Below are 12,203 nucleotides of genomic sequence, written 5' to 3'. Positions count from 1 at the left end.
GTGATGTCGGATATTTCCGCTGGTGAGGGGCCGTCCTTTGGATGGCCCCTCATTCGTGTTCGGGGCTTTGGGCGTGCCCGGGCTTGGTCGGCCGACGGAAACTCACTCTGTGGGCGCGGGAAGCAGAGGTCGATCCCAGGTCGGCCGCTCGGTCGGGGGGCAACCCCGCAGGCGTGGGGAGCAGGGCCCCTCTCGGCCGTCGCCCACTGCTTGGTCGGGACGACCACCCCCTCCGCTGCCGGCCTCGTGCCCGTTCCCAGGGAATCCGGACGCCGCACTGGCAACCTCCACCGCCCCAAGTGGTACAGCCGACGCCTACGCCGGGTCTACTACCTGCCCGCCCGGACCAGCATGCGTCGATTCGCGAAGGCCCCAACCGCGACTACTACTTGAGGAAGCGACGCTTCAGCACAGTCCCGCCGGCGGTCCAAGCGGCAGCTTGACACGGCCATTGAGACTCCACTGACCTCACGAGGTCGGAGTCACTCCGCGAGTCGGCCGCTTGGCACACACCTGCCGGTAGCCGACGTACAGCCAGAGCGCCGTGGCCAGGAGCGCCAGCAGGCCGAAGCGCGTGGCTACATGGGGAAGAACGCTGAGGATTTCGTTCGAGTCGGCGCCCTGGATGATCCCTGGCGGTGGTGCTTCCCATCCCGAGGCCTCACGTCCCCACAGGTACGAGATCGGCGCACACACCGCGAGCGAAAAGGCCCACGAGGTGACGAGTCCGGACGCGGTCATGCGGATCTTCGACATGCTGCCCCCCGAACGGCTACGGGTAAGCCACATGCTGCCGACTCCAGGGAACGGGCACCAGAGGATCAACGGTAGAAGCGGCTGCTCTGCCTCACTTGCGCAGTCCGTGCACCTCGCGGGCCCCATCGAGGAAGGAGCCACGGGTAACACCGGTTGATCACAGGGAGCGGACACGAGAATGGCCCCTTGAATTCGCCATCCCTGGTCAGCGGCCGCTTCCAGCGCTACTACCTGCGCGGTGGGTGTGGGATTGGACCCCACGGTCACTCGCACGCAACGACGATTTTCAAGGCCGTTCGAGGTGGCGCGTGGTCGGTGCAGGCAGGTCTCCTCTTAGCCATCGACGATGCCCGACCGTCGGTTGGGCCACGGACTGGATACCGGACCGCCCCCGGACAGGACCAGGGATGCAGCTGCATTTCAGAGTTGGATTCCTCGCCGCCGACCACGCGCCACCGACCCTAGCCGCTCGTACTGACAAGCGAATGCATCCGCCGGCGGTCAGGCGCGCGGCGGTAGCATCCGGCATGCCCATCCCCTGGAGCTCCAGCGCCGACGCTTTTGCACACATCTTGCAGCGCCGCGGTGTTGAGCCCGATGCGGTTGTGGATGTGGAAGCCGCATGGGAGGCATTCGCAGAGTTCTCGCAGGTCTTGATCAGCGGCATCGAAGGCCCGGGCGACGACGGAGACTGCATCATCGCCCAATGGGGCAAGGGGGACTGGAACGCGGGGCAGCCGACGCTGTCCTTCGGTCGGCAGCTGGCCGTCTCGGACCGTGACCAGAGCGATCCGGACCGACAACCTGCCTACTGGTTGGTCGAGTTGGAACTGCGCTTTGCGGACGATCCGGCCTGGTCGGACCTCGACAGTATCGGCCTCCAGGACACCGGATTCGACGCTGCGGAGATCGGCGCTCCCCGAGACACCGTGCTTGCGGACAACCGCCGTCTGATGCACTCGTACCCTCAGCTGGCAGCGATGTGGCGAGCACAGCCGGTTCGCAGCCGCGTCACCCTGGAACGCGGTGATTGATCCGCTCCAGCCGGAGCGTTGTTGCGGCTGCGGCTTCTCGCTCAATCACGTGTGCAGCATCCCCCGTGCTGTGACCACATTGGTTCGCCGGGTTGAGCAGGGCCCTGCCCTTCACCGGCCTGGGTCATCGGAGGTCAGGGGCGACCTGCCGTTCGTCGGGAGAGGGACAGTCGGCGTGTTTCTCGGTCGACTTCGGTCACGACGACCGTGACATCGTCGCCGACCTGGACGACATCCTCTGGCGCCTCCACGGGCGTTGACGTGAGATCCCGAAGGTGGACCAGTCCCTCGATCCCGTCAGCGACTCGGACGAAGACCCCGAACGGCACCAACTTGGTGACGCGTCCCTGCAGTTCTTGGCCCACGGCAATCGACTCGGTGAATGTCTGGAACGGGTCGGGCTGCATTGCGCGCAAGGAAAGCCTGGCCTCGGCATTCCAGGTGTCGAACTGAAGGAACTCACCTGACACGCGCTGCCCAACCTGAACGACATCGGAAGCCGCTTCGAATCGCCGCCAGGACAGTTCGGGGATCGTGACGAACCCGACGCCGGGGAAGAGCGGATGCGCGGGGCCATCGTCCAGAGCCACGAAGACGCCGAACCGCTCGATCGCCGCGACCGTGCCGGAGAGGGTCTCGCCGCAGTGCAGCGATCCCAGGAACGCCCAGAGTTCTGGGCTCTCCGCCTGCCAGTCCATGCTGTCCAACCTTTCACATGGCGTGGTGAGCCCACTCTCTGCCGTCTCGCAGTACGGTCTGCCGCGGCCCTCAGGTGGCGCCCGCCCCAGCGGATGCCCCTTCTTGCAGCGAACGCGGGCCCGTTGAAGTCATTTGTCTGGGGTTGCTCGATAGCCAGCCGATCATTGGGCCGGGGCTCGTGAGCCAAGTGGGACGTGGAACGTGGAACGTGAGAGGACGTCAGTCTGGCGTGCGTTCTTGGGACGGGGCCGGCGCGTGTGCCGAACCGGGCAGGGCGTTGGCCATGAGGCAATGAGTTCCGCAGCAGAGACTGCGGCGTCTCATCGGCCAGTCCGCTCCGGGATCTTCGGAAGAACCTTCTTTGCGATGTCGAGGAGCGCACTGTCGTCGGGCAGGGCGCCGGACGTGCTCCAGACGGTGACTTCGTAGTAGCCGCCGTGGTCCGTCCGGTCGCGAGCCACGGTCAACGTCCTGGCCAGGGGGCCTTGTTCGACGGGTCCGCCGGAGCCGCCGCCGAGACTGATCTCGAGCTTCATCGTGTGATCCGAGGCGAAGACCGCTGGTCGGCCAAGAACGGTGAGCGTCTTGACGTCCTGTTCGTTGCCGTACTTCATCAGGTTCACGTACTGGGCGATCGACAGGTGGTTGTAAGTGGCCGAGAGATTCACGGTGTACGTGTCGAACCTGACCTCGGCCTCCGGCAGGGCGACCTTCCCGTCCGTCAGGGGAGCGGTGTTGTTGGTGCCGGAGACCGTGGTCGCGATCTCTTCGGGCGTGCCGAGCAACCGGGCCAGGTCGGGCCGGTTGAGGACCTTGCAGAGCTCGTCGCCGGTCGCGGGCCGGGGCGTCTGCTTGTATGTCGCCGGCAACTTCGTGTGTTCCCCGGCCGAACACGAGGCGGACCGCGGTGTGTTGTCATCGGACGGAAGCACACGTTCAGACACCCACAGAGCGGCCCCGAGTGCTCCAAACACGGCCACGGCCGCGATGGCCTGGCCCCACACGTTGGGCTCCTTCTGCGGAGCGTCCGGGTCGGGGCGCGGCCCTGCTTCGCGCTGGGACTGGGCTGCATCGTCGACCGCCGCCCCGTCTGCCAAGGCCGCCGTACTCGGGTTCCGGCGTGCGCGCAGGGCACGCAGCACCACGTGGACGCGTACCGCGGTGAACACGAGGAACACCACGCCGAGGCCGGCCGGGACCAGGTCGTGCTCGCGGACAGCGAGATACATGATGCGTCCGCCGAGGACAGCCCCGAGCGCGATGAGCAGCGGCTCGCGGACCCAGAAGGGCAGGAGACGGATGAGGAAACCGAGCATGCGGTGATCTCACCATGACATGATCACGTCCGCCGTGGTGGAAGCCACAGTTCCGGGACATCCTGCGCGTTTCCGCGGAGACCGTCACTCAGCCTCTCGTATCCCGCGTTCTCAACGCCCCGCCCACTGCAGGGACACCGCTATCGCGGCCGTCGGCGAAACGCCGGTGGTTGGCTGCATCGTCCGGGTCGGCCACCTGGCCTGGCCGCTTTGAACAACACCGGTGGCACAGGCGGCACAGGCGTCGGTTGGAGCGTTCATCGGTTCGGCACTGTTCGTGCCGTGGGGCCATGGTCGGCCGCGAGTGACCGCGGTGATCTGGGGGCGAGGCTGCTGATGCGAAGTAGATGCGTCCGTCCGAGGGCCACTGTGCCGGACGGCCCGCGACCAGCCACGCGATGGCAGCAGTTGCACGAAGCTCCACGGCGATCGGCAGCCGAAGCCCGGAGTCATCCTCCGACCAGAGGATGTCGGCGCCCCAGAGCGGAACCCCGACGAGCCCGGACCAAGAGGGATGGTCGGTTACCACCACAGCCGGTGTCCCTGCGGGCTATTCATCCTCGGTGAGCCCAGGCGACCGCATCCCGCCGTTGTCGCGACCCTTAACCCGCCCAGGCGTCCGAGATTCCTTGCATGCCAACGGAGCCAACGCCGTCTCCCTCGTACCGGACAGCCGCTCATCCCGCCAAGGGATCCGCACCCAATTTGGAAAGTCGATCGGGTTGAGGAAGCAGACCTCCTACGATGCCGAACATGGGGAGATCGCCTGGGCCGCTCAAGCAGCGTCTGTCCCAGGCGAACGTCACCCTCTTTCTCGCCGGCTGCCTGCTGGTGCTCGTGGGACTTCTCGGTGGCGGGATTTCACTGGCAGGCACCAGCATCGAGGGACCTCTCAACGGGTGGCAGCAGATAGTCGTCGGGGCGTTTGGCGCGCTGGTGCTGCCGGCGAGCCTGTTCGTCGGGGTGCCCGTGCCGGAACCCGCCCCAGGGGCGGGGCGGTTCCTCGGGGCACGGCCGGCCGCGCCCCGGCGCTTCGTGGAGCGGCCTGACGAATTCAACCGGCTCGTCGCGGCGCTCCGGCCCGACCTCGATCAGCCGGTCGCCCTGGTCGGGATGGCCGGTGCGGGCAAGACGGTGCTGGCCGGCCGGGCATCCCATGACGAGAAGCTACGGGCACGGTTTCCCGACGGGGTGCGCTGGATCCCGGTGGCCCACCGGCCCGACATTCCCGTACTGATGGCGGGCCTGGCCCGGCGGCTGGGTGTGGAGAGCCCGGAGTTCACGACCGTACAAGAGGGGCAGGAGGCGCTTGCGGAACTCCTCACCGGGCAGCGGGTGTTGATCGTCCTCGACGATGTGTGGGACAGGGCGGTGGTGGACGCGTTCCACGGCTTGGGCGATCGGTGCGGGCTGTTGTTCACCAGTCGAGACGCCGGGCTGGCCCGCGACCTGGACGCGGTGATCGTCGACATCGCGGAACTGTCCCTGGAGCAGTCCCTGGAACTGCTCGCCCGATGGGCGGACACCCCTGTGGGCCGGCTACCGCTGCTCGCCGACGACCTGTGCGCCGAGGTCGGCAACCTCGCACTCGGCATCTCCATGGTCGGAGCGATGGCGCGCAGCTCCGGCAGGCGGTGGGAGGACCTGCTCGAACTGCTGCGTACAGCCGATCTCGAAGCGATCAGGCACGACTTCGGTGCCGACTACCCGCACCCGACCCTCATCGCCGCGATCCGGCTGAGCCTGGACGCCCTGCCCAACCAGGAGAACCGCGACCGGTACGCCGAACTGGCCGTCTTCTCGGGGCGCGGCCCCTTCCCGCGTACGGCCGTCGAGGCGCTCTGGCAGACCAGCTCCCACCAAGTCGGCGATCTGCTCGGCCTGTTCGAAGACCGTTCACTCCTGACCTCGGAGGACGGCGAGACCTTCACGCTTCACGATCTTCAGTACGACGTCGTCACCGGCGGCCAGACGGCCGATGCCGCCGCCGTTGCGCACTCCCGGCTGGTCGAGGGCTACCGGACGCGGTGCCCGTCCGGCTGGACCAGCGGACCGAACGACGGGTACTTCCTGGAGAACCTCGCCCTCCACCTGGCCGAAGCCCGCTCCTACGGTGAACTCCGCGACCTGCTCGTCGACCTCGACTGGATGCGTACCAAGATGGAAAGAGTCGGCGTGGTGGACCTGCTCGTCGACTACGGGCACCACCCGGACAGCGTCACGATCCCGGTGCACTCCGCGCTCCAGCTCTCCGCGTCCATCCTCGGCGCCGACCCGGGCCAGCTCCGCGCGCAGCTCGTCAGCCGGCTGCTGGCCGACCCGGCACCCGACGTCGAGAATCTCGTACGGGAATGGGGGAGCTGGGACGAAGAGATCTGGCTGCGCCCCCTCACCCCGAGCACGGTTTCCGTGGGCGGGCCGCAGCGTCGGATCCTGCGCGACTTCGGCGGCATCGTCGAGGCAGTCGCGTTCGCCGACGACCGGCGGCTGGTCACCGGCAGCAGGGACGGGCGGATCCGTGTCTGGGAGGTCGACACCGGACGACTCGTCCGCACCATCACCGCGCACACGAAGCCGATCCTGGCGGCAGCTGTCATCCCGGGCGGGTACGCGGTCGCCGCCGCCTCTGCCGACGGGACCATCAGCCTGTGCAACCTCACCAGCGGGCGCCGCATCCGCACGTTCACCGGACACCGGGGCGCGGTGACCTCACTGGGCGTGAGCGGAGACGGGACCAGGCTGGTGTCCGCCGGGTGGGACAAGACGCTGCGGTTCTGGGACGTGGAAACCGGGGCGATGCTGGCCACTTGGGACGGTCGCCTTGACGCCATCACCGCGGTAGCGGTGAACACGGACGGCAGCGTTGCCGTTGGCGCGCTAGACAACGGGCACCTGATGATCTGGCACACGGACACGGACAGGGAGCCGGAGACCGTCGTGAACCCCGGCGGGGCCATCGGAGCAGTGGCTATCAGCGAGGACGGCCGCTCCCTCGTGTGCGGCGGCGCCGACGGCACGATCAGGGTGTGGGACGTGCGTACCGGCGAACTCCTGCAGGAACTGCACGGCCACGACGCCAAGTTGTGCTCGCTGACTCTCGCGCCGTTCGGCATCCTGGTCAGCGGCGGGCTCGACATGACCGTACGGACATGGCAGATCGCCACAGGGGAAGCGTTGCGTACTCTGCGAGGTCATTCCGGTGCGGTCCTGTCCGTCGCCGTTTCGCCTGACGGGCGTTCGATCGCCTCCGGCGGCGACGACGATGCCGCCCTCCTGTGGTGGCTCGAAGGGGAGGACCAGCCCGCGCCCGACGGCCATAGCGACGTCGTGCACAGCATCGCCCTCAGTGCGGATGGGCTACGCGCCACCTCGGTCGGACACGACCGGACGGAACGCACGTGGAGCGTCCGGGACGGTTCCCTGCTGAACTGCACACCCGTGCCTTCGACGCACGCCGGTGCTCACACCTGGAGCGCCGACGGCGCGTTGTTGGCCAGCAGTCCGGACAGCCGTACGGTCTACGTCGTCGGCGCCGGCGCCGGCTCCGGCTCCGGCTCCGGCTCCGGCGGGGAACGTACGCTGCACCGACTTGAGACACCCACGGGCAGGATCCGGACCCTGGCCTTCTCACCCGACGCGCGGTTCCTTGCCGCTGGTGGAGACGGCCTCTCGGTGCACGTCTGGGATCTGGAATCCGGCGAGCACCGACAGTCGATCGATGTCAGCGAAACGGTCTACGCCCTCCAATGGAGCGGCCCGGAACGTCTCCTTTTCGGGGACGGTCGACAGAAGCTGCGTGAATGGGATGTCAGCGGTGAAGTGCTGGTACAGGCACTCCCTGGTCCCGAGGGCACCATCTATGCGATCGACCTCAGTGACGACGGCCAGATCGCTCTCGCCGGCGGTGGAGACGAAGCCTGGCTGTGGAACCTCGACAGCGGCGAACTCCTCGGTGTCCTACGCGGTCATCACGACACCGTCTACGCGGTATCCCTGAGCCCGGATGCCCGCTGGGCCGTCACCGCAAGCTATGACCGGACTGTGCGGCTGTGGATGGTGCCGGAGTTGCAGGAGGTGGCACGGTGGACGGGGGATCATCCCATCCAGGTGTGCGTCACGGCGTATCTGACCGAGCCGGTCATCCTGGTCGGGGATGAGTCCGGAGCCGTCTATCGGTTGCGGCCGCAGGGGCCGGATCCACGGAGTTGCTGATCGTTTCAGGGTGAGGGTCCGGCACCCAGGCCGTCCGCCACGCCTGCTTTGCCGCCCGGTACGAATGCCTTGTCGCCCTGACCTCCAGTATCAAGGCCGAGCTCAGGGCAGGGTGGGCTGGGTGGGTACGGGGAGCGTGGAGCCATCGGAGCTGGGCTTCTTGCGAGGAACAACGTGGCTTGCCCCCAGGACGAGCGTGCCGCGATAGGAACCGGCCTTTGCTCGCGCTTCCTTTGGCACTGGGCCGACGCCGGCGATGACCCGCCACTCGTCGCCCGCCTTGAGGAACGCTCCGGCGCCGGCCTCCACCTCGCCGTCGACCCTCCAGCCACGTTCCTCGAACCGGCTGATGACGCGCTGCAGTTCGGCGTCGCCGGGGACGGTTCGGGACATGGCGACAGCGTGGACCTGTGAGCCGGGACGCTCAGGTGCCTCGAGGAAGTTCAGCTCCTTGAATCCTGCGGCGGCAAATCGGAGATCGCTCCGTACTTGCGCCAACGTCTTCTCCCGCGCCTCGGCCTTGGCGGCAGGCGACGCCCCCGCCGACGTGGTCCCCTTGGCCTTGGGCGTCCCCTGCCCGTCCGGGGTGTCCGCACCCGCGCACCCCCCGAACAGCAGCGCCGCCGCGGCCACGCATGCCGCCGTGGCGGTGGATCTGACACTCCTGGATGCCCAACCCTGCATTCCCCACCCCTTGTTCCGGGCCCGGCACACCAAAGGCCAGGCCAGAGCGCGGATTCTGGCATGCCGAAGCCGAGCGGTGACGGGTGGGGCCGGTGTCAGGTCAGCCGCCGCGGCCGCCGCGCCACTCGGGGCTTGATTTCGGGCCCCAAACCAGGATCTCGTTCGATTTGGAAGGGACTTGCAACCCGGGAACTCCACAGGGGCAGCCAGTCGTCAGATGCGAGGAGTCAGATCACTTGGTATCGAGGAGAGAGTGTCGTTGACAACCCATTCCAACGAGATGCCTGGCGGCGCGGTCGCGTTCAGCTCAGAACGTACGTTCAGAGTCTGGCGATACGGGGTCGGTCATTCTCAGCTGTTGCTCAGGGCAGTTCCTGACGAGGTGGACAGCGGTTGCTTGGATCTGCTCTTCGAGGGAGTGAGTGCCATGAAAATGGCCACCCAGTACGAGTCGATAGCAATCACTGTTGCCGGCGCGGACGAAACTCGCGAGATTCTTGAACTCTCTGGGCTTCCCCATAGTTGGGGCGAGCGGAGCCTTGCTCTTGCTCTCCGGTCCAGACAAGTCACTGGGCTCGTGCTCTGCAAGCGGGCAAGCGCTTTGCTGGGTGGGACTGACCCGGTCGAGGCTTCAGCTGTCTCTGCTGAGCAAAGGGTCGTTTGGAGTAGTAAGTGACGTGCTCCAGGAACTTGTTCAGGTAGGTGGGTGGGCGCTGTCCGGGACGGGACACCTGTGGTGTCCCGTCCCGGACAGCACGCCTACCGCACGTCGACGAAGTCACCCGAAGCCTTGGCTGCCGGGGTGGTGGACGTACCGGCGAAGTGCCAGCGCCAGTAGCCGTCCGCAGCAGCCGGAACGGTGGTCTTGAGGTTGCCGCTGCTGTCCGTTTTCACCGTCTTGACGGTGGTGTAGCTGCTGGCAGTCTTCTTGCGGAACTGCAGCTGGACAGGCTGGTTGGTGTAGCCGCGGTAGGTATGGGTCTCCCAGTTGGCGCGTGACAGCTTGCCGGTGACCGTGAGGGTCTTGCCCTTCTTGACCGGCTCGGGTGCGGCGTTGACGGTGAGCTTGGAGGCGCGCTGCAGGTTGAAGGTTGCAGCCGCACGGTCGTGGTGGTGGTCGCCGTCCTTGGCGTAGGCGAGGGCGCTGAGGTGCCAGGTGCCTGCGTCGGGATTGCTCAGCCAGCCGGCGCCCAGCGTGAAGGTGACGGTGCATGCATAGGTTGTGGCATCGATTGCCTTGCACGGCGGCTTGCTGCTGGGCGAGTTGATGCTTGTGGGTGCCTCGTAGGAGCCGTGGTACATCACAGCATCCGTGATGTCGATCCCACTGGGGTCGGTGGCGGTGACAGTGACGTTGAACTGGGTGGTGGCCTGGGTGCCGACCACGATGGGCTTGCCGCCATTCACGGTGGTGGAGACGATCTCAGTGTCGCCTTGCTGCGTGTCTGCAACGGCGGTCGGGGCTACGAGCCCAGTGGTCACGCCGGCGGTGAGCAGGGCAATGGTGGTGCGCTTGCGCATGGATATCCCCCCACGGGATGGAACGGCGGTTCTGCCGGCGGAGGGCGAGCAGGACCAAGATCGCAGTGACTGTAGTCGTTGCTGGACATTGGAGCGGTCAGGGGGGCGTGATGCTGAGCGGTCCTGCCCAGTCGGCAGGGGTGCGTGCGTGATGGGCCCGTTTCATCCGCTCTTTGGCGAAGGCGGCTTGGCGCTTGTGCGGGCGAACTGTCCTCCGGGTGGGGCCACTGCCGGTCGGCGCTGCCGCTGCGGGGCGTTCCCGCGAAGCGACCTGGCTCGTGGGACGGGTGCGGCGGCCCTCCTCGCACGGTTGGCAGTGGCCGCGTAGCTCAGCGGCACACCGGGCGTGGGGGAGGGATGCGCCCCTCCGGTGAAGCGGCGCGGCCAGGGGTGCCACGCGGCACCGGCGCCCCTGGCCCAACTCCCTTACTCAGGCGGGTGGTTGCCCTCAGCCCTCAGCCCGCAACCCGTCCCATCCAAGCCTCCACGTCCTCCGCCGACCGAGGCAGCCCCGCCGACAGGTTCTCGTGGCCGGCGTCCGTGACGAGGAGGTCGTCCTCGATGCGGACGCCGATGCCGCGCCACTCCTCGGGGACGGTGAGGTCGTCCGGCTGGAAGTACAGGCCGGGTTCGACGGTGAGGATCATGCCGGGCTGCAGTGGCCCGTCGACGTACTCCTCGTTGCGGGCCTGGGCGCAGTCGTGGACGTCCAGGCCGAGCATGTGGCCGGTGCCGGCCATGGTGAAGCGTCGCTGCAGGCCGAGTTCGTACGCGCGGTCGGCAGGGCCCTCGATGAAGCCCCACTCGACGAGGCGCGTCGCGAGGTGGCGTTGGGACGCCTCGTGGAAGTCGCGGTAGGCCGCGCCCGGCTTGACGGCCGCGAAGCCGGCTTCCTGGGCCTCGTACACCGCGTCGTAGACCTTGCGTTGTACGGGCGTGAACGTTCCGTTGATGGGGAGGGTGCGGGTGACGTCGGCGGTGTAGAGGGTGCGTGACTCCACGCCTGCGTCGAGGAGGAGCAGGTCTCCGGGGCGTACCGGACCGTCGTTGTCGGTCCAGTGCATGATCGTGGCGTGCTCGCCCGCGGCGCAGATCGAGCCGTAGCCGACGTGGTTGCCCTCGAGGCGGGCGCGGCGGTAGAAGGTGCCCTCGATCCAGCGCTCGGACGAGGCGACCGCCGTCGACAGCTCGCCGACCACATCGGTGAAGCCGCGCACCGTGGAGTCCACGGCCCCCCGCATCTCCTTGATCTCCCACTCGTCCTTGATGACGCGGAGATCGCTGAGTGCCTGCTCCAGGTCGGCGTCGCGCTCCTCGTCGGTGCTGACGGCGGCCTCCAGGGCCGGGTCGATGCCGCGCACGATCCGGGTCGGCACACCGGAGGAGGTGGAGGAGGAGGCCAGGTCCTCGGCCGCCGTACGGACGTCGCGGCAGGCCAGACCCAGCACGCGCGCGGACTCGGCCAGCGAGCGGCGGCGGCCCATCCAGAGTTCGGCGTGGTAGCCGCTCCAGAACTCGTCGTCGTCGCGGCTGTCGCGCGGCAGCTGGTAGCAGTACGCGTCGTGGCCGCCGCCCGCACGCGGTTCCAGGACGAGGGCGCCGTCGCGGGCCTGGTCGCCCGTCATGTGTACGTAGCCCGAGTACGGCCGGAACGGGTAAGTGTCGTCGTTGGAACGGGTCTTGAGGTTTCCCGACGGGATCACCAGGCGCTCGCCGGGGAAGCGTGCGGAGAGTGCGGCGCGGCGGTCGGCGGCGTACGGTGCCTGCTCGTCCGGCTGCAGGTCGTGCCGCTCGGTGTCCGCCCAGCCCGTGCGCATCAAGGCGGAGAGTTCCTCGGAGATCCCTGCGTAGAGACCGTTCTTCCGGCGCTCGGACACGTCGTACACCTTCCTGTGGGTGATTCCCGGATGCCCGCCGGTCGACGACGGCTTGCGGACGGTATCCCGCACCGCACACCGCCCGGGGCCGAGGAGTGCCACTG

At 67.8% G+C, this 12,203-nt stretch carries 9 protein-coding genes; 3 read left to right on the top strand and 6 right to left on the bottom strand.

Going from position 1 to position 12,203, the window contains the following annotated elements; translation table 11 throughout:
- Positions 1-3: 3 nt before the first annotated feature.
- Positions 4-393: a transposase gene (locus tag OG430_RS49435; protein ID WP_442816452.1), complete on the top strand. Its 390-nt coding sequence runs from the start codon at positions 4-6 to the stop codon at positions 391-393.
- 75 nt (positions 394-468) lie between these two features.
- On the opposite strand, the gene OG430_RS08940 is transcribed toward OG430_RS49435, so the two are convergent.
- Positions 469-756: a hypothetical protein gene (locus tag OG430_RS08940; RefSeq protein ID WP_327351900.1), complete on the bottom strand. Its 288-nt coding sequence runs from the start codon at positions 754-756 to the stop codon at positions 469-471.
- Positions 757-1,163: 407 nt separating this feature from the next.
- Here OG430_RS08940 and OG430_RS08935 point away from each other — a divergent pair, with 407 nt between their 5' ends.
- Positions 1,164-1,790 carry a hypothetical protein gene (locus OG430_RS08935; RefSeq protein ID WP_327351899.1) on the top strand — a complete coding sequence of 209 codons (627 nt, stop codon included), beginning with the start codon at positions 1,164-1,166 and terminating at the stop codon, positions 1,788-1,790.
- A 134-nt stretch (positions 1,791-1,924) separates the two neighbouring features.
- On the opposite strand, the gene OG430_RS08930 is transcribed toward OG430_RS08935, so the two are convergent.
- Positions 1,925-2,488: a S1 RNA-binding domain-containing protein gene (locus tag OG430_RS08930; protein WP_327351898.1), complete on the bottom strand. Its 564-nt coding sequence runs from the start codon at positions 2,486-2,488 to the stop codon at positions 1,925-1,927.
- A 321-nt stretch (positions 2,489-2,809) separates the two neighbouring features.
- Positions 2,810-3,805, bottom strand: a complete 996-nt coding sequence (locus tag OG430_RS08925) for a DUF6215 domain-containing protein (protein ID WP_327351897.1) — start codon at positions 3,803-3,805, stop codon at positions 2,810-2,812.
- 753 nt (positions 3,806-4,558) lie between these two features.
- Here OG430_RS08925 and OG430_RS08920 point away from each other — a divergent pair.
- A complete protein-coding gene (locus OG430_RS08920) occupies positions 4,559-8,017 on the top strand; it encodes an NB-ARC domain-containing protein (RefSeq protein WP_327351896.1) in 3,459 nt (1,152 codons plus the stop codon).
- Between the two features lie 102 nt (positions 8,018-8,119).
- On the opposite strand, the gene OG430_RS08915 is transcribed toward OG430_RS08920, so the two are convergent.
- From OG430_RS08915 to OG430_RS08905, 3 genes are all read right to left on the bottom strand, one after another.
- Positions 8,120-8,650: a hypothetical protein gene (locus OG430_RS08915; protein ID WP_327351895.1), complete on the bottom strand. Its 531-nt coding sequence runs from the start codon at positions 8,648-8,650 to the stop codon at positions 8,120-8,122.
- A gap of 810 nt (positions 8,651-9,460) precedes the next feature.
- Positions 9,461-10,222: a calcium-binding protein gene (locus OG430_RS08910; RefSeq protein ID WP_327351894.1), complete on the bottom strand. Its 762-nt coding sequence runs from the start codon at positions 10,220-10,222 to the stop codon at positions 9,461-9,463.
- A 455-nt stretch (positions 10,223-10,677) separates the two neighbouring features.
- Entirely contained in the window at positions 10,678-12,099 is a 1,422-nt protein-coding gene (locus OG430_RS08905) for an aminopeptidase P family protein (protein WP_327351893.1), read from the bottom strand.
- Positions 12,100-12,203: the final 104 nt, after the last annotated feature.

The sequence above is a fragment of the Streptomyces sp. NBC_01304 genome (assembly GCF_035975855.1).
Classification (GTDB): Bacteria; Actinomycetota; Actinomycetes; order Streptomycetales; family Streptomycetaceae; genus Streptomyces.
Note: the sequence above shows the minus strand (reverse complement) of the source record. Positions and strands in the feature narration are given on the sequence as shown.

Bases quoted from the DNA above. Each gene is read 5' to 3' on its own strand.
- OG430_RS49435 (WP_442816452.1), top strand. From the start codon at position 4: ATGTCGGATATTTCCGCTGGTGAGGGGCCGTCCTTTGGATGGCCCCTC.
- OG430_RS08940 (WP_327351900.1), bottom strand. From the start codon at position 756: ATGTCGAAGATCCGCATGACCGCGTCCGGACTCGTCACCTCGTGGGCC.
- OG430_RS08935 (WP_327351899.1), top strand. From the start codon at position 1,164: ATGCAGCTGCATTTCAGAGTTGGATTCCTCGCCGCCGACCACGCGCCA.
- OG430_RS08930 (WP_327351898.1), bottom strand. From the start codon at position 2,488: ATGGACTGGCAGGCGGAGAGCCCAGAACTCTGGGCGTTCCTGGGATCG.
- OG430_RS08925 (WP_327351897.1), bottom strand. From the start codon at position 3,805: ATGCTCGGTTTCCTCATCCGTCTCCTGCCCTTCTGGGTCCGCGAGCCG.
- OG430_RS08920 (WP_327351896.1), top strand. From the start codon at position 4,559: ATGGGGAGATCGCCTGGGCCGCTCAAGCAGCGTCTGTCCCAGGCGAAC.
- OG430_RS08910 (WP_327351894.1), bottom strand. From the start codon at position 10,222: ATGCGCAAGCGCACCACCATTGCCCTGCTCACCGCCGGCGTGACCACT.